Origin of the sequence: Amycolatopsis sp. NPDC051071 (assembly GCF_040682875.1) — a bacterium.
Taxonomy (GTDB): Bacteria; Actinomycetota; Actinomycetes; order Mycobacteriales; family Pseudonocardiaceae; genus Amycolatopsis.
Map to the genome: position 1 here is coordinate 13755 of NZ_JBFBBY010000101.1, position 16553 is coordinate 30307.

At 68.0% G+C, this 16553-nt stretch carries 19 protein-coding genes; 9 read left to right on the forward strand and 10 right to left on the reverse strand.

What is annotated here, in order from left to right; all coding sequences use genetic code 11:
* Positions 1-8: 8 nt before the first annotated feature.
* From AB0M65_RS27570 to AB0M65_RS27580, 3 genes are all read right to left on the reverse strand, one after another.
* Positions 9-1283, reverse strand: coding sequence for an MFS transporter (locus tag AB0M65_RS27570; protein WP_364033483.1), 1275 nt, complete (start codon positions 1281-1283; stop codon positions 9-11).
* A 461-nt stretch (positions 1284-1744) separates the two neighbouring features.
* A complete protein-coding gene (locus AB0M65_RS27575) occupies positions 1745-2419 on the reverse strand; it encodes a Crp/Fnr family transcriptional regulator (RefSeq protein WP_003081747.1) in 675 nt (224 codons plus the stop codon).
* A 158-nt stretch (positions 2420-2577) separates the two neighbouring features.
* Positions 2578-2829 (reverse strand): hypothetical protein, encoded by a 252-nt coding sequence (locus tag AB0M65_RS27580; protein ID WP_005166943.1) that lies wholly within the window; start codon positions 2827-2829, stop codon positions 2578-2580.
* A 237-nt stretch (positions 2830-3066) separates the two neighbouring features.
* On the opposite strand from AB0M65_RS27580, the gene nth reads away from it, so the two are divergent.
* From nth to AB0M65_RS27600, 4 genes are read left to right on the forward strand one after another with little or no spacing between them, the layout of a single operon-like run.
* Positions 3067-3750 carry an endonuclease III gene (gene nth / locus AB0M65_RS27585; RefSeq protein WP_364033528.1) on the forward strand — a complete coding sequence of 228 codons (684 nt, stop codon included), beginning with the start codon at positions 3067-3069 and terminating at the stop codon, positions 3748-3750.
* The gene (locus AB0M65_RS27590) at positions 3747-4343 is read left to right on the forward strand and encodes a TlpA disulfide reductase family protein (RefSeq protein WP_364033487.1); all 597 of its coding nucleotides are present in this window, start codon (positions 3747-3749) and stop codon (positions 4341-4343) included. Before nth ends, AB0M65_RS27590 begins: the two co-directional genes overlap by 4 nt.
* Positions 4340-5047, forward strand: coding sequence for a CoA pyrophosphatase (locus AB0M65_RS27595; RefSeq protein ID WP_364033490.1), 708 nt, complete (start codon positions 4340-4342; stop codon positions 5045-5047). The genes AB0M65_RS27590 and AB0M65_RS27595 overlap by 4 nt, the downstream gene beginning before the upstream one ends.
* A 6-nt stretch (positions 5048-5053) precedes the next feature.
* Positions 5054-6238, forward strand: a complete 1185-nt coding sequence (locus tag AB0M65_RS27600) for a MarP family serine protease (protein ID WP_364033492.1) — start codon at positions 5054-5056, stop codon at positions 6236-6238.
* A 114-nt stretch (positions 6239-6352) separates the two neighbouring features.
* Here AB0M65_RS27600 and AB0M65_RS27605 read toward each other — a convergent pair whose 3' ends face one another.
* The 4 genes from AB0M65_RS27605 to nhaA are packed head-to-tail and all read right to left on the reverse strand — an operon-like array spanning position 6353 to position 9456.
* A complete protein-coding gene (locus AB0M65_RS27605) occupies positions 6353-6769 on the reverse strand; it encodes a DUF1992 domain-containing protein (protein ID WP_364033495.1) in 417 nt (138 codons plus the stop codon).
* Positions 6766-7689 carry an alpha/beta hydrolase gene (locus tag AB0M65_RS27610; RefSeq protein WP_364033498.1) on the reverse strand — a complete coding sequence of 308 codons (924 nt, stop codon included), beginning with the start codon at positions 7687-7689 and terminating at the stop codon, positions 6766-6768. The genes AB0M65_RS27605 and AB0M65_RS27610 overlap by 4 nt, the downstream gene beginning before the upstream one ends.
* A 15-nt stretch (positions 7690-7704) precedes the next feature.
* Entirely contained in the window at positions 7705-8205 is a 501-nt protein-coding gene (locus AB0M65_RS27615) for a phage holin family protein (protein WP_364033501.1), read from the reverse strand.
* 51 nt (positions 8206-8256) lie between these two features.
* Entirely contained in the window at positions 8257-9456 is a 1200-nt protein-coding gene (nhaA, locus tag AB0M65_RS27620; protein WP_364033504.1) for a Na+/H+ antiporter NhaA, read from the reverse strand.
* A gap of 207 nt (positions 9457-9663) precedes the next feature.
* Between nhaA and AB0M65_RS27625 the strand changes: the two genes are divergently transcribed.
* A complete protein-coding gene (locus tag AB0M65_RS27625; RefSeq protein ID WP_364033507.1) occupies positions 9664-11124 on the forward strand; it encodes an oligopeptide:H+ symporter in 1461 nt (486 codons plus the stop codon).
* A 202-nt stretch (positions 11125-11326) separates the two neighbouring features.
* Here the strand turns inward: AB0M65_RS27625 and AB0M65_RS27630 are convergent, their stop codons facing one another.
* Positions 11327-12046, reverse strand: coding sequence for a VIT family protein (locus AB0M65_RS27630; RefSeq protein ID WP_364033510.1), 720 nt, complete (start codon positions 12044-12046; stop codon positions 11327-11329).
* 115 nt (positions 12047-12161) lie between these two features.
* Between AB0M65_RS27630 and AB0M65_RS27635 the strand changes: the two genes are divergently transcribed.
* Both AB0M65_RS27635 and AB0M65_RS27640 read left to right on the forward strand, forming a co-directional pair.
* Positions 12162-12614 carry an ATP-binding protein gene (locus AB0M65_RS27635; RefSeq protein ID WP_364033513.1) on the forward strand — a complete coding sequence of 151 codons (453 nt, stop codon included), beginning with the start codon at positions 12162-12164 and terminating at the stop codon, positions 12612-12614.
* Complete coding sequence (locus AB0M65_RS27640) at positions 12611-13393, forward strand: tRNA(His) guanylyltransferase Thg1 family protein (RefSeq protein WP_364033516.1); 783 nt, start codon at positions 12611-12613, stop codon at positions 13391-13393. The genes AB0M65_RS27635 and AB0M65_RS27640 overlap by 4 nt, the downstream gene beginning before the upstream one ends.
* Here AB0M65_RS27640 and AB0M65_RS27645 read toward each other — a convergent pair.
* On the reverse strand, positions 13357-14037 hold the full coding sequence (locus AB0M65_RS27645; RefSeq protein ID WP_181776685.1) for a DUF2848 domain-containing protein: 681 nt from the start codon (positions 14035-14037) through the stop codon (positions 13357-13359). The two genes, AB0M65_RS27640 and AB0M65_RS27645, sit on opposite strands and share 37 nt — an antisense overlap.
* A 108-nt stretch (positions 14038-14145) precedes the next feature.
* On the opposite strand from AB0M65_RS27645, the gene AB0M65_RS27650 reads away from it, so the two are divergent.
* Complete coding sequence (locus AB0M65_RS27650; protein ID WP_364033519.1) at positions 14146-15453, forward strand: MFS transporter; 1308 nt, start codon at positions 14146-14148, stop codon at positions 15451-15453.
* On the forward strand, positions 15450-15785 hold the full coding sequence (locus AB0M65_RS27655; RefSeq protein ID WP_364033522.1) for a cupin domain-containing protein: 336 nt from the start codon (positions 15450-15452) through the stop codon (positions 15783-15785). Before AB0M65_RS27650 ends, AB0M65_RS27655 begins: the two co-directional genes overlap by 4 nt.
* 56 nt (positions 15786-15841) lie before the next feature.
* Here the strand turns inward: AB0M65_RS27655 and AB0M65_RS27660 are convergent, their stop codons facing one another.
* The gene (locus AB0M65_RS27660; protein WP_364033525.1) at positions 15842-16345 is read right to left on the reverse strand and encodes a DUF6319 family protein; all 504 of its coding nucleotides are present in this window, start codon (positions 16343-16345) and stop codon (positions 15842-15844) included.
* Between the last annotated feature and the right edge of the window lie 208 nt (positions 16346-16553).

Genomic DNA, 16553 nt, shown 5'->3' on the forward strand with positions numbered 1-16553 from the left:
CCCGCAAGCTAGCGGGCGGCACCGACAAGTTCGGGAGCTTCGGTGACCGCTCCGGACGGCTGAGGGCGGAAGGTGCCGCGCAGCAGCCACACCACCGCCGCGAGCGCGAATCCGACGGCACCGGCGGCGAGGAACGCCGCTTCGTACCCCGCGTGCTCGACGAGGTAACCGCTGATCGACTGCCCGAAGGCGAGGCCGAGGGTCACCGCGGTGAGCACCCAGCCGAACGCCTCGGCCGCCGTGCCCTTCGGCGCGGCGATCTCGATGGCCGCCGAATGCGTCGTCGACTGGGGGGTGATGAGCGCGCCGGCGGCGAGCATGGCGAGGGCGAGGCCCCACAGCGATCCCGGCAGCGCGAGCAGTGCCACCAGCGCGCCGAAGCCGGCCAGCAACACCGGCAGCCGAAGACCCATCTGCCGCGGCCACGGGCGCAGGCTGTACGCGACGCCGAACGCGACCGAACTGACCGACCACGCGGAAAGCAGCAGCCCGCCGATCGAGGTGTTCCCGGCTTCGGCGGCGGCCGCCGGGACGGCGACCTCGACAAAACCGATCACGGCGCCGAAGCCCAGCGCGGCGATGGCGAGGGTGCGCATGCCGGGGCTGGCCAGCGCGCCGAGCAGTTTGCCGCCCGACGACGGCGCCGGTCCCCATTCCCGCACGGTCGGGGTCAGCGCGAACAGCACCGCGCCCGCGATCATGGTCAGCGCGCCGGTCACGATGCCGGTGCCCGCCCACGGCGCGGCGATCAGCAGCCCGGCGAACCCGGGGCCGAGGATGAAGAAGACCTCCATGCTGATGGCTTCATACGAGAACGCGGCGTTCCGCGTCGGCCCGGCCGGCAGAAGGCGGGTCCACAGCGCTCGCGAGGCGGAGCCGACCATCGGTTCGGTGATCCCGGTGCCGAAGGCGAGCGGGACCAGCATGAGCGTCGGCGCGTGCGCCTCGATCGCGAAGACGAGCCCGGTCATCGCCACCGCGAAGAGCACCGTGGTCGTCAGCAGCGGCCGAGTCGGCCCGAAGCGGTCGATGAGCCGTCCCTGTACGACCGCGCCGACGGAGACGCCGATAAGCGAACCCGCCGAGACCAGCCCGGCCGAGGCGAAGGAGCCCGTCTCGCGCTGGACGTAGAGCAGCGCGGAGATGCCGATCATCGCGATCGGCAGACGGGCGAGCAGTGACGCGATGACGGCCCGGCGGGATCCGGGCGCGGTCAGCGCGGCTTTGTAGTCGGCGAGGGTGGTGCGGTGGCTCTCGGCGGAGGCGGACACAGACTGGGACACGCGTACCAGTATGACTACTTTGGTACGCGAGTACCAGATCTGCGGCGGTAAGTTTCATCACCACCGGACTCGGGTAGCTCGGGCGTTGAGGTGCTCCGATTCGTCACGATCGGGTAACGGTCGACTTATTCTGAGTCATTCGGGGCAACAAATCGACGCAGATGGCGTCCTTGAGAGTGAAAAAACTTGAGTTCACGGCCGACGGCCGTGGATGGTTGTACGGCAACGCACAATCTCCCAGCTCCCTCCGGCGTACGGGTCGGGGCCTTGTTCCGGAGGGCGGGGAGCGCGGATCGTCGGGGGATGGTCCGCGCACAGCGAAGAGCCGGTGCGCCACGTCGGGGGTGGCGCCCGGCTCTTCGTTGTGTCTGGTCCCGGATGTCAGGAAAGGGTCTTTCAGGACGAAAAATGTCCTGAAAGACCCTTTCCTGACACTTGAAGGTGCGGAGTCTTCGCGAGAGCTAACGGGCGCGGCGAGCCAGGCGCTCCGGGTCCAGGATCAGGACGCTCTTGCCTTCGAGGCGAAGCCACCCACGGTGCGCGAAGTCGGCGAGAGCCTTGTTGACGGTCTCACGCGAAGCGCCGACGTACTGGGCGATCTCTTCCTGCGTCAGGTCGTGCGTGACCCGCAGCAGACCGGCCTCCTGGCTGCCGAAACGCTGCGCGAGCTGCAGCAGCGCCCGCGCCACCCGGCCGGGGACGTCGGTGAAGATCAGCTCGGCGACCATGTTGTTCGTCCGGCGCAGCCTACGGGCGACGACGCGCAGTAACTGCTCGGCGATCTCCGGGCGAGTGGAGATCCACTGCCGCAGTGCCGGGCGGTCCATCGTCACCGCGCGGACCTCGGTCACGGTCGTCGCACTGGACGTCCGCGGGCCGGGGTCGAAAATGGACAGTTCGCCGAACATGTCCGACGGGCCGAAGATGCCCAGCAGGTTCTCCCGGCCGTCGGGTGACTTACGGCCGATCTTCACCTTGCCGGATTGGATGATGTAAAGCTTGTCGCCGGGTTCACCCTCGTTGAAGATGACATGCCCGCGCGGGAACTCCACGGATTCCAAGGTCTGTGCCAGCGCCTCGGCGGCTGCCGGCTCAACACCCTGGAAAATGCCCGCTCGGGCCAGGGTTTCGTCCACCTCGGGTGCCTCCTCATCGAGAAACGACGCCGGTCCTCGTTGCCGAGGATCGTGTCGCCGATCACTTTTCGCGTCAGTCTAGGGCGTGCTGGCGAGATCGCCCGTCGGCTCGCCGCTGGCGCGTCGGTGCCGGGAACGATCTCGCTCGAACGTGGAGCCTAACTCCGCACGCGTCGCGCGCGTAGCCTGGCTGCCTTCCCGCCCAGCCTGCGCAGCCGGAACAGTTCGAGCGCGCGCCCGATGCCGTGCCCGTAAAGGGCCCTGACCTCGTTGGGCTGAGCCTGCTCGAGGAACTCCTCGACTTCGTTCTCCTGCACCGCGACGTGCTTGAGCCTGGTCTCCACGCGCTCCATGAACAACGCGAAGAACATGATCACCAACGGGACCAGGATGACGAACCAGACTGTCATGAGCCCTGCCCTGGGAATTCCGAGAAATTGTGCATTACTCCAGATCCTCGCTCATGGCGTCCCCGATCGAAGCGCCGAGGTGGTGCTCTGGCGTGTCGGCCGTCAACCGGCGGATGCTCCCGCCGGCTCGTCCGATGGCGCCCGTAGGCTATCGGGGTGCCTCCTGCCCTCACCAATGCCCCCCGTGCGGGGGGTAAGGGTGAAAGCCGGCTCGCATTGGTGAGACGCGCCAGGCGGATGAAGCGTTGCCTCGACGACGAGTTCCCGGACGCCCACTGCGAGCTTGACTTCACCACACCGCTCGAACTGCTGGTCGCGGTCGTGCTTTCGGCGCAGACCACCGACGTCCGCGTGAACCTGGTCACGCCCGCGCTTTTCGCGCGCTATCGAACCGCCGCCGACTACGCCGGCGCCGATCGCGCCGAACTGGAGGAGTACCTCCGGTCGACCGGGTTCTTCCGGGCCAAGGCGAATTCGGTGATGGGGCTGGGCGCGGCGCTGGTGGAGCGTTACGACGGCGAAGTGCCAGGGAAGCTCAAGGACCTCGTCACGCTGCCCGGTGTCGGCCGCAAGACGGCCAACGTCGTGCTCGGCGACGCCTTCGGGGTCCCCGGCATCACCGTGGACACCCATTTCGGCCGGCTGGTGCGCCGCTGGGGCTGGACCGAGGAGGAAGACCCGGTCAAGGTCGAGCACGCCGTCGGCGAGCTGATCCCGCGCAAGGAGTGGACGCTCCTCTCGCATCGGACGATCTTCCACGGCCGCCGCGTCTGCCATGCCCGTAAACCCGCCTGTGGTGCCTGTCCGCTGGCCAAGATGTGCCCCTCGTACGGAACCGGCCCGACGGACTTCGAAGAGGCCGCGAAGCTGGTCAAGGGCGAGGAACGCGAGCACATCCTGGATCTGGCGGCACGCGGGTGACCAGGGTCACCAAGCTGGCTCTAGGCGCCGCCGTACTGGTGGTGGCCCTGATCGTCGCGTTGCTCACCTCCCGTGACGACACCGAGCCGGTCAAGACGTCCGGCGATCTGACGGCCGCGCGGGCGAAGGCCGGGCTGGCCGCGTGCCCGCCACCCGGGCCGGGTGAGGTGGCGAAGCTGCGCGGGGTCGACGTCGAATGCCTCGGCGACGGCTCCCGGGTCGACCTCGCCCGCGTGCTTTCCGGCGGTCCCGTGCTGGTCAACCTGTGGGCGTCGTGGTGCCAGCCATGCCGCGGCGAGTTGCCGCTGCTCCAGCGGTACGCCGCTGAGCCGGGTGCCGCCAGGGTGCTCCTCGTCCAGGTCGCGAGTTCCGGCGCCGACGGACTGGCGATGCTGTCCGAGCTCGGTATCCGGTTGCCGTCGGTGTTCGACGGCGCAGGGCAGTCGGGTCCGGCGCGGACGGCACTAAAGGTCCCTTCCTCCCTTCCCGCGACGTATCTGGTCACGGCGGACGGCGAGGTCCGGCTCATCGAGAACCCACGCGTGTTCCTGAACACCGATCAGGTGCGCGCCGCAGTGGAAGGGACACCATGACCGGCCCTCTCGTGGACACCGACGCCGTGCCCTCCTGGCTGCAACCGCTGGTCAAGATCAGCGGGGATGTCACCGCGGACGCCTTCAGCCGGTTCAGTGTGCCGCCGGACGCCAGTTACCGGCAGGCGTCGGTGCTGATGCTCTTCGGCGAGGGCCCCGACGGACCGGACGTGCTGCTCCTGCGCCGTGCGGACACCCTTGGCTCGCACGCGGGCCAGGTCGCCTTCCCCGGCGGAGGCGCGGACCCGGGTGACGGTGGGCCGGTCGGCACCGCGCTGCGCGAGGCGGAGGAGGAGACCGGCGTCGAACCCTCCGGCGTCCTGCCGGTGGCGATCTTCCCCGAGCTGTTCGTGCCGGTGTCCGGTTTCGCCGTGACGCCGGTGCTCGCCTACTGGAAGACGCCGTCCCCGGTGCACGCCGTCGACTTCGGGGAGACGGCCGCGGTGGCCAGGGTGCCGGTCTCGGAACTCACCGACCCGGCCAACCGGTTCCAGGTCGCCCGTGAGGGGTTCGGCTGGAAGGGGCCCGCTTTCGACGTCGGCGGCCTGTTCGTCTGGGGCTTCACGGCCGGGCTGCTGGCGATGACGTTGTCGCTCGGCGGCTGGGAACGCGAGTGGGACCGCGGTGACGTCCGGGACCTTGACGTAGCGTTGGCCGAACATCAGGCGCGGGTCGACGGGCGGCAAGTGCCGGAGAAGGAGTAGGCGCCGGTGAACTGGGTTGACGTACTGGTGATCCTGCTCGCCTTGCTGGCAGGCGTGTCCGGCGCGTTCCAGGGGGTGATCATCGCCCTCCCTTCGCTGGTCGGGGTGGTGCTGGGCGCACTCGCGGGGATCAAACTCGCGCCGCTGGTCGTCGAACTCTTCGAGCACCCCGCGGCGAAGGTCGCCTTCGCGGTGGCGACGGTGGTGTTCCTGGTCGCGCTCGGGGAGACCCTCGGGGTCTGGACCGGGCGGAAACTACGCCAGAAGATCAATCCCGACAAGCTTTCCGGCGTCGACAAGACACTCGGCGCGGTGGTGCAGGCCGCCGTCGTGTTCGTCGTCGCGTGGCTGATCGCGACGCCGCTCACGGCCGTCTCCGGGGTGCCGGGACTGGCGAAATCGATCAACAGCTCTGTCGTGCTCGGCGGCGTCAACGACGTCATGCCGGAGGCGGCGCAGGGCTTCCCCAGCGAACTGCGGAAACTGCTCGACGCGTCCGGCTTCCCGTCCATTGTGGACCCGTTCCAGAAGCCGAACGTCCAGGACACCAGCCCGCCGGACACCGCACTGCAGGCGAGGCCGATCGTGCGGCAGGTCCACGACAGCGTCGTGAAGATCCGCGGCAACGCGACCTCGTGCTCGCGGGCACTGGAAGGCAGCGGATTCGTCATCGCGCCACAGCGCGTGATGACGAACGCGCACGTCGTCGCGGGTACCGACGAGGTCGCCATCGAGTCGACGTCCGGCAAGTTCGCGGCGCGGGTCGTCTACTTCGACCCCGAGGCCGACGTGGCCGTACTCGCCGTGCCGAGGCTGCAGGCGCCGGAGCTCCCCTTGAGAAAGCAGGTCGCGCGGGCGGGTGATGACGCGATCGTGCTCGGCTACCCGCTCGACGGCCCGTACACCGCGACGTCCGCCAGAGTGCGTGGCCGGATCAACCTGCGCGGACCGGACATCTACGAGTCCAACACCGTGCAGCGCGACGTGTTCACCGTGCGCGGGCAGGTCCGCAGCGGCAACTCCGGCGGGCCGATGATCAATCCGGACGGCGAGGTCATCGGGGTTGTCTTCGGTGCGGCCGTCGAGGATCCGGAGACCGGCTTCACGCTGACGTCCGAGCAGGTGCGGCCGGTGGTGGACACGGCTCCGGCGTTGAGCGCGAACACCTCTACCGGCCCCTGCGCGAACTGACTTCCCTCCCGTGCGGGGGCTGGGGAGCAGAGGGCCGCGCGCGTGTCATGAGGGGTCCCCATCGGACAAATTTCGTCCGATGGGGACCCCTCATGACATACGTGCGCGAGGGGATCAGGAGCCCCCTGAGAGGCCCTCACGCCAGGAAGCCACGGTCTCCTCGACGTCCAGCGGCCGTGCCCGCAGCACCGGACCGCCTGCCGGACGCCGGTGTTCGGCGCGGATTCGTTCGTTCAGGTCCTCGACGATCTCCCGCACCCGGGCCTCACGCCGTACCCGGGCGAGCGTGTCCGGCAGGTCGTCGAGTTCCTTGGCGATCGCCAGCGACGGCGGCAGCAACGCCGAGAGGTCGTGCCCCTCGTCGCGGACCTTGTTGACGACCCAGGCCAGCGCGCTGTCCGGGCCGTTGGTCTTCGGCAGCGGTCTCCCGGCGCCGGGAAGGTCGTCGAACTCGCCCTTCGCCTGCGCGGCGCTGACCTGCCGATCCACCCAGGACTCGAACGACACACCCGTCGGTTTACGCTCGGTCATCTCTCCAAGATACGGAGAAAGTCCAGTAGTGCCCCGGTCGTCCGCTCCGGCGCTTCCAGCTGCGGGAAGTGCCCGATGCCGGGCCAGCGTTCGAGCCGCGCGTCCGGGGCCCAGTGGCGGGACGCCGCCGCGGTCTCCGGCAGGACGCAGCGATCGACCTCGCCGTGGATTTGCAGGACTCGGGCGGCGTAGCGGCCTCGCAGTGCTTCGCTGAATCGGCGGCCTTCGCCACGGAACTGCGCGCGGAACGCCCATCGGTAGTACTCGAGCGCGCTGTGCGGGACACCCGGCACGAGCATCGCCTGCCGGAAGGTCCGCACGGTTTCGGTGAAGTCCGAAGTTTTCGTCCATTGTGGACCGGACCAACCGCGGAAAAGCTCCTCGACGGCGAGCGCGTCGTCCTTGACCAGCCATTTCTCCGGCGCCATCGGCAACTGGAACCGGAACAGGTGCCCGGAGGCGCGAAGCTGCCCCGGCCGCCGGACGGCACCACGCAACGCCAGCGGATGCGCGCCACCCAGCACGCTGACCGACGAGACCAGCCGCGGATGCAGTGCGCCGACCGTCCACGCGAGCATGCCGCCCCAGGCATGTCCGACGAGATGGGCCTTGCGCGCGCCGAGTGCCTTGATCAGCCCGCCGACGTCGCCCGCGAGCGTCCAGGCGTCATAGCCGCGCGGGGGTTTGTCGGAGTCGCCATAGCCACGCAGATCGACCGCGACCGCACGGAAACCGGCGTCCGCGAGCGCCGCCAGCTGGTGGTGCCAGGTCCACCAGAATTCGGCGAACCCGTGCAGCAGCAGGACCATCGGTCCTTCGCCGATCTCGGCGACGTGCAGCCGGATGCCGTTCGCGGAGACGTCACGATGGGTCCACGGACCGTCGATCCGCACGATCGACGGATCCGGTGTCGCCCGCACCGCCTCGAAAACCCGTCAGCTGCGGTCGGCGGTCGAGCCGTCGTCGCCGTGACGCGGCTTGAACGCGGCCGCGGTGTCCTTGAAGCTGTTGATCGTGCGCTCCGGCGCCCGGATCTTCTTCACCTTGAGGTAGCCGAGGAAGCCCGCGACCGCCGTCGAGACGAGCATCAGCCCGAACACGATCAGGAACGCCGCCCACCGCTGCAGGAACTCCGACAGCAGTTCGCCGAGGAAGAAAAAGAAGAAGAACGAGCTGTACAGCCCGATGACCAGCGCGACCAGGAAGAAAATGGCGCCCTTGACGCCCTTCTTCGCCTCCGCGACGACCTCGGACTTGGCCAGTTCGACCTCGGCGCGGATCAGCGTCGAGACGTGTTGTGTGGCATCGCCGACGAGCTTCCCGAGGGACTGCTCGCTCGCTACCACGTCGTCATCGCTCGACAGGGGGAGGTAGGGCACGGCCCCCACGCCGTCGGGGCCGGTGCGTTCGTGCTTGGGGCTGCTCACACCGGTCATCGTGCCACGTGCCCTCATCCCGGGCGCGGCGGACCGGCGAGTGTCGCGTGCTCAATCCTCCCGCGCGTGGACGCGGCTGCGGTGCACGAGCATCGCGGCGGCCGAAAGCGAGGCGATGGCCGAGGCGATCAGCACCGCCGCTTTCGCCAGTTCGACGCTGTCACCGTCGAGTGCGAGGTCGGCGATCAGCAGGCTGACGGTGAACCCGACACCGCCGAGCATCGACAGCGCGCCGATGTCCCGCCAGCCCATGCCCCGTGGTTTCTCCGCGAGTTTGAACTTCACCGCCAGCAGGCTGGCGCCGAAGATCCCGACCAGTTTCCCGCCGATCAATCCGACCAGGACGGCCAGCGGCAACGCCGTGGTGAAGACCGCGCCGAGCGACTCGGCATCCACTTTGATCCCGGCCGCGAACAGCGCGAACAGCGGAACGGCGACAGCGGCCGACCACGGCTGAAGCCGGTGTTCGAGCCGGATGGCGGGGGCGTGCTCCTCACCCTCGTCGGCGCGGACGCGGGTGAGCAGGCCGAGTGCGACGCCGGCGATGGTGGCGTGGATACCCGCCGAGTGCACCGCGATCCAGGTGATCAACGCCAGCGGGACGTAGATCCAGGCACTGCGGACGCGACGTCGCTGCAGGTACGCGTACAGCGCGAGGGCCACGACGGCGACGCCCGCGGCGACGAGGTCGAACTTCGCGGTGAACAGGATCGCGATGATGAGGATCGCGCCGAGATCGTCGACCACCGCCAGCGACAGCAGGAAGACCCGGGCGCTGCTCGGCAGGTTCGACGCGGTCAGCGCCAGCACACCCAGTGCGAAGGCGATGTCGGTGGCGACCGGGATGGCCCAGGCGCGTTCGATGCCCGGCGTCCCCCAGCCGACGGCGAGCGCGACCAGCGCCGGGACGATCATGCCGCCGATCGCGGCCACCACCGGCAGGATCGCCTGCTTGAACCGGGAGAGTTCGCCGACCACCAGCTCGCGTTTGAGTTCGAGGCCCGCGACGAAGAAGAACAGCGCGAGCAGGCCGTCCTTCGCCCAGTCGCCGATCGTCAGGTTCAAGTGCAGGAATTCGGGACCGAGCCGGAAATCGCGGAGGGCGCGGTAAAGGTCGTCAAGAGGGGAATTCGCCCAGAGCAGGGCGATCGCGGTGGCACCGAGCAGGATCAACCCGCCGGTGGTTTCCGTGCGCAGATAGCGGGCGAAGTCGGCGACGACGGCTTTCGCGGGGCGGTTCGGGCCGGACAAGGCATCCTCCGGTTTTCGGCAACGATGAATACTGTTGCCGACCAGGCTTCCCGGCGCACCTTGACGGGATTTTAACGCCTCCAGCTGCGGAAATCTCGTGTTCATGACCGGAACCACAAGGTCAGCCGGACGTCGGTGCCCGGTCCACCTGGTGGGCTTCTAGCATGTCAACCGGAAACCGACAACGATGTCTTCGATAAGGACGGCATGGTGAGTACCTCTACCGAGGTCCAGCAGGACACGAGGTTTTTCGGGCACCCACGAGGGCTGGCGAACCTCTTCGGCGTCGAGATGTGGGAGCGATTCTCGTACTACGGGATGCTCGGCATCCTCCCGATCTACCTCTACTACGAAGTCAGTCAGGGCGGCCTCGCGCTGCCGAAGGCCTCCGCGCTCGGCATCGTCGGCGCGTACGGCGGCATGGTCTACCTGTCGGCGGTGATCGGCGCCTGGGTCGCGGACCGCGTGCTCGGCTCCGAACGGACGCTGTTCTACAGCGCGATCCTGATCATGATCGGCCACATCAGCCTCGCCGTGCTCCCTGGCCTGGCGGGCATCGGCGTCGGCCTCGCGTGCGTGGCCATCGGCAGTGGCGGGCTGAAGTCCAACGCCACCACCATCGTCGGGACGCTGTACGCGAAGGACGACGAGCGCCGCGACGGCGGTTTCACGATCTTCTACATGGGGATCAACCTCGGCGGCTTCGTCGGGCCGCTGCTGACCGGGCTCGTGCAGAGCGAGATCGGCTTCCACGTCGGCTTCGGGCTCGCCGCGGTCGGGATGGCGCTGGGCCTGACCCAGTACGCGTTCGGCCGCAAGAACCTCGGCGACAAGGCGAGCGAGATCCCCAACCCGCTCCCCGCGTCGCGGCGTCCGGTGGTCTTCATCGGCACCGCCGCCGGTGTCGCGGCGATCGTGCTGCTCGTGGTCTTCGGCGTGATCAACCCGGCGAACCTGGTCGACGTCGTCGTCTGGACCGTCGCGGTCATCTCGGTGATCTACTTCGTGGTGATCATCAGCAGCAAGAAGATCACCTCCGACGAACGCAGCCGGGTGTACTCGTTCATCCCGATGTTCATCGCGAGCGCGGCGTTCTTCTCGCTGTACCAGCAGCAGTTCACCGTCGTCGCGGCCTACACCGACGAGCGCCTCAACCGGACGGTCTTCGGCTGGGAGATGCCGGTGGCGTGGGTCAACTCGATCAACCCGGTGTTCATCATCCTGTTCGCGCCGGTGATCGCGGCGATCTGGACGAAACTCGGCTCGAAGCAGCCGTCCTCGCCGATCAAGTTCGTGCTCGGCACCGTCGTGATGGGTGCGGCGTTCCTGCTGTTCCTCCCGATGGTGGGCAGCGGCAAGAACGCGAGCCCGCTGCTCGCGCTGGCAGGCATCCTGTTCGTGTTCACCATGGCCGAGCTGATGCTCTCGCCGGTCGGCCTGTCGCTGTCGACCAAACTCGCGCCGGACGCGTTCCGGACGCAGATGGTGGCGCTGAACTTCCTGTCCATTTCGCTGGGTACCGCGATGTCCGGGAAGCTCGCCGAGTACTACAGCGTCGACAATGAGGCGCCGTACTTCAGCATCGTCGGCGGGGTGGCCATCGTGGTCGGTGTGGCGCTCCTGCTGGCGACGCCGATGATCCGGAAGCTGATGAAGGGCGTTCACTGACGCTCCCGACCTCGCTCGGTACCGGCGCCGCCCTGCCCGCTTGAAGTACATGAAGGCCCCCTTCCTTGTGCCTAGCGCAAGGAAGGGGGCCTTCCTGTACTGGGGAGGTTGTGAAGGTCGAGTTTCCTCGGCTGAGCCGAGGGAAGGGGGCCTTCACGCGCCATCGTCCCGCTATAGGTACTTAACGGTCTGCCACTCGCGACTACGCCACGGTCGTCCCGAAAAGCACCCCGACGTAGTAGGTCACCAGCATCGTCAGCATCCCGACGCCGAGGTTCCGCGCGATCGCGCGCCCGACCCGGGCGTCGCCGAGTTTCGCGCTGAGGAATCCGGTCAGCACCAGTCCGACCACGACGGCCGACGCGCAGGCCCAGACCCGTGCCGAAGTCGGTGTCCACGCGATCGCCAGCAGCGGCAGCAGGGCGCCGACGGTGAACGCCACCAGTGACGCCCACGCCGCCTGCCACGGGCTGGTCAGATTGTCCGGATCGATGCCGAGTTCGGCTTCCGCGTGTGCTTGCAGCGCGTCCTTTTCGGTCAGTTCGCGTGCGACTTGGGCGGCGAGTTCCGGGGAGAGGCCCTTCGACTCGTAGATTTGCGCGAGTTCCCGTTCTTCGGCCTCCGGCATCTCTTTCAGCTCGCGCTTTTCCAGCCGCAACTGCGCGCGTTCGGTGTCGCGCTGGGTGCTCACCGAGACGTATTCGCCGCCTGCCATCGAAAGCGCGCCGGCGACTAGGCCCGCGATTCCCGCCGTCGCGATCGCGGTGGAGTCGGTGGTCGCGCCCGCGACACCGACCACGATGCCCGCCACCGACACGATCCCGTCGTTCGCGCCGAGAACCCCGGCGCGCAGCCAGTTCAGCTTGCCGCCGAGGTCCGCGTGTGGTTCGTGCGGATGTGCGGTCGAGACTGTTTCGGTCACCGTTTCAGTGAAACACGAAGAATGGGATCCGGCGAGAGGAACCGTTTCAGTAACCGAAGGCAATCCTTATTGATTGTTGCCTTGCCTGACCTGGCCTCTGGGCTAAGTTGTCCCGATGACCGAGGTGGTGATCCTGATCGGGCTGCAGGCCTCCGGGAAGACGACGTTCTTCCGCCGGGAGTTCGCGAGTACGCACGTCCACCTCAGCAAGGACAACTTCCCCAACGCCCGCCACCGTCAGGCCCGCCTGCTCCGGATGCTGGCCGAGGCGCTGGAAGACGGTCGTTCGGTGGTCGTGGACAACACCAACCCGTCGCCGGAGGACTGGGCGCCGCTGATCGAGATCGCGAGGCGGTACGGCGCGGACGTCAAGGGCTACTGGTTCCCGCTCGACTTCGTCGGCTCGCAGGAGCGCAACGCGCGCCGCGGCGGCAAATCCCGGGTGCCCGACGTCGGTCTGTATGCGACTCTCAAACGGCTGCGGCGGCCTGGCGCCGAAGACGGGTTCGACGAGCTGTACACCGTCGGTTTCGACGGTGATGGCGGTTTCGTCGTGGAACGGGGATGACGATGGAGACCGGCGACTTCGAGGCGCGGCAACGGGAACGAGAGTGGTTTCACGGGCTGACGGTGCCCCCGGGTTCGTGGACGGTGCTCCGCGTCGACGGCCGCGGCTTCTCCAAGCTCACCGAAGCGCGTTTCGAGAAGCCGTTCGATCCGCGGTTCGGTGAGTGCATGGTCGAGGCCGCCCGTGCGTTGATGGCGGAGTTCGCCGCACCGTACGTCTACACGGAAAGCGACGAAATCTCGCTCCTCCTCGATCCCACCGCCGAGCTGTTCGGCCGCGGCGTCGAGAAGCTCGTGTCGATCTCCGCCGGGATCGCGTCGGCGGCGTTCACCCATGCGGCCGGGGCGCCCGCGCATTTCGACGGCCGGATTTGGCTCGGCACGACGACGGCGGACGTCGTCGACTATTTCTCGTGGCGACAGGCGGACGCGACCCGGTGCGCGCTCAACGGCTGGTGCTACTGGACCTTGCGCAAGGCGGGCAACTCGGCGAGTGAGGCCGGAGCCGCCATCGAAGGCGCAGGCGTTTCCGAGAAGAACGAGCTGCTTTTCGCACACGGCATCAACTTCGCCGAAGTGCCCACTTGGCAGCGACGCGGCGTCGGGCTGCACTGGGAGACCTACGAGCGCACCGGATTCGACCCGGTGCGGGAGATCGAGGTCGCCGCGACACGCCGCCGCGTGCGTGTCGAGCGTGAGCTGCCGATGAAGGACGAATACCGCGCCTTTCTCGGCGAACTGCTTCAGCCGATCGGCTCGGGCAGCCGCCGCACGCGGTAGGCGAGTTCGATCGTCTCGCCGGTCGCCGGGTCGCCCAGTTCCACGCGCCAGGCGTCGGCGAACTGGTCAACGCCGTGCACCATCGGGATCGTCCCCGAGATCAGCACGGTCCCCGGCGCGTGCAGGCCGCGTTCGCGCAGGACGTCCAGCCAGTACGACGGCGGCAGCAGTTCCGCGAGTTTCCCTTGCTGGATCAGGGTTTCCCCGGCCCAGGCGGAGAGCGTGAGGTCGTCGAGCCGGTCCTGGACGTCGACGAGGCGCCAGGCCTTCGCCGCGAGGACGTCGGGTCCGGCGTTCTTGCTCCACGCGACGCCGTGTGCTTCGAGGGCGCGGTCGGTGTGGTCGCAGGCGGCGGTCAGGAGGACGTCCTCGGGCGCGGGGCCGGTGATGACGATGGCCCATTCCGCCTCGCCGGAAGTCCGCTCGTGCTGCACGGGGACCTCTTCGGTCTGGCTCGCCAGGTACGGCGCGACCGGGTAGAGCGCCGGGATCACCGAGGGCGCGGGGACGCCGAGTTCGGCCAGTTCGGCCACATGGGCGGCCACGTCTTCCTGGCTGCGGCCGGCGTATCCGGCGTTCAGGAGGGTGTGGACCTCGGTGGTCCGTTCCTGGCCGTCGGGAAGGGTGAAACGCAGCTCAGGCATCTGTCCTCCGAGATTGGGGGTTGCGCATACAGCTTGTATACAAGGAGTATATCCGCAATTCAACCCCTCCCGGCGGGGTTGAGGACCTCGAACGGACGGGATGTGGACATGACCTCACCAGCCGGTGACCGGCGCTCGTTGCACAAGGCCTTCGCGGCCAGCCTCTCGGGAACAGCGCTCGAGTGGTACGACTTCGCGGCCTATTCGGTGGCGGCCGCGACGATCTTCGGGCACCTCTTCTTCCCATCGGAAGACCAGCTCGCGAGCACGATGGCGGCGTTTTCCACCTACGCCGTCGGCTATCTCGCCCGGCCCATCGGCGGGTTCCTCTTCGGCCGCCTCGGCGACGTGCTCGGCCGCAAGCGCATCCTGGTCATGACGCTCGTCCTCACCGGTGTCGCGACGTTCCTCATCGGCGTCCTGCCCACGTACGAGACCATCGGCGGCTTCGCGGCCGTCCTGCTCGTGTTGCTGCGGTTCGCGCAGGGTGTCGGCATCGGCGGCGAATGGGGTGGCGCCGTCCTGCTGTCGAGTGAGTTCGGGGATCCGGGCAAACGCGGGTTCTGGGCGTCCGCCGCGCAGATCGGCCCGCCCGCGGGCAACCTGCTCGCGAACGGCGTCCTGGCCGTCCTCGCCGCGCTGCTCACTGAGGACCAGTTCAACAGCTGGGGCTGGCGGATCGCGTTCCTGCTTTCCGGCGCGCTGGTCGGCTTCGGCCTGTGGATCCGGCTCAAGCTGGAGGAAACGCCGGTCTTCAAGAAGATCCAGGAGAGCGGTGAGCGTTCGTCCGCGCCGATTTCCGAGGTCTTCCGCACCGAACGCCGCGCGCTGATCGCGGCCGTGCTGATCCGCGTCTGCCCGGACGTCCTATATGCGCTGTTCACCGTTTTCGTCCTTACTTATGTCACCACGCACACCGATCTCTCGCGCGGCGCCGGACTGGCCGCGGTGATGATCGGCTCGGCGTTCCAGCTGTTCTTGATGCCGTTGTTCGGCGCGCTCTCGGACCGCGTCTCGCGGCGCAAGATGTACCTGGTCGCTACCATCGCTGCCGGGATCTGGCCGTTCGTGTTCTTTCCGATGGTCAGCGGCGGCTCGTTCTTCATGCTGGTGACCGGGATCGTGCTCGCGCTCGTCATCCACGCCGCGCTGTACGGGCCGCAGGCCGCGCTCGTCACCGAGCAGTTCTCGCCGCGCCTGCGCTACACCGGAAGCTCGCTGGCCTACACCCTCGCCGGGGTCATCGGCGGGGCACCCGCGCCGCTGCTGTTCACCGCGTTGCTCGCCGGCTACGACACCTGGGTCGCGATCGGCGTCTACCTGCTCGCGACCGCCGTGGTGAGCATCATCGGTGTCGTGCTGGCCCGCGACCCGGATCGCGAGGAGGAAGCCGCGGCCTTGGAGCCTGCCCGATGAACTGGCTGCCTATGTCCACTGTGGAGGGTCTGCCGCTGATCGGCGGGCCGGGCCGGTTCCGGTCGCTCGCGCGGGCGGAAGGCGGTCTGGCGTACGAGATCTTCTATCCCGCAGGCGTCGCGTCCCCGGTGCACAGCCACGATCACGACAGCATCGTGTACCTGATTTCGGGTTCGCTGCGGGGCACGCTCGACGGCCGTGCGGTCACGCTCGAAGCGGGTGGGACCGTCGTCCATCCACGCGGTGTCCCGCATAGTGTCGAGGCCATTGTGGACAGTCGATGGGTCGAGTTCAAGACCCCGCTGCCCGCGAGGCCGCCGATCGGAGGGTAAAGAAACCAGGGCGGACGCTGAAGGTTCCAGCGTCCGCCCCGGTCGGGAGGAAAGTCTTACGCGTCCAGCTCGGCAAGCGCCAGCTTCGCCTTCTCCAGCTCGGCTTCGAGCTGGGCGACCTTCGCGGCCTGCAGCTCGCGGGCCGCGTTGATGACCTCGTCGATCGGGCCGGACAGGTCCTGGTGCAGTTCCTTGGCGGCACGGGACACGGCCGCGGCCGGGATCTCCAGGCCCTTCGCCACCCACTTGCTGCCGTTCTTGAGCTCGGCCTGCCACTCGCCGTCGGCGGTGCCGGTGACCGTGAGGATCAGCTCGACGGTGCGGGTCTTCTTGGCCGTCGTGGCGACCTTCGGGCGACCACGCTTGGGCTTGGGGGATTCCGCCACGTTTTCGGCGGGGGTTTCCGTCTTGTCCTCGGCCGGGGCGTCCCCGGCCTCGGTGGCGGCCGTCGCGTTCTCGGCCGTCTCGGTGGACTCTGCCTGCGGCTTCGAGTCGACGGGCGCTTCAGTAGCCGCTTCTTCGGACACGGCGTCAGTGCGTGTCAAGGCATCCACGGTCATCGTCGGTGTCGTCTCCTTGCCCGGGTATGGGGTGGTACCCAGCACATCCTAGAACAGGCGTTCGACTCGCGCGAACCGGGGTGTGGTAGGCGTGGTGGATGTCATGAGGGGTCCCCATAGGACGAAATTTGTCCTATGGGGACCCCCCAAGACAAGAGTGGCGGAAATAAAAACAAATTAAGGACGTAAGAAACACAAAAGGAATAAG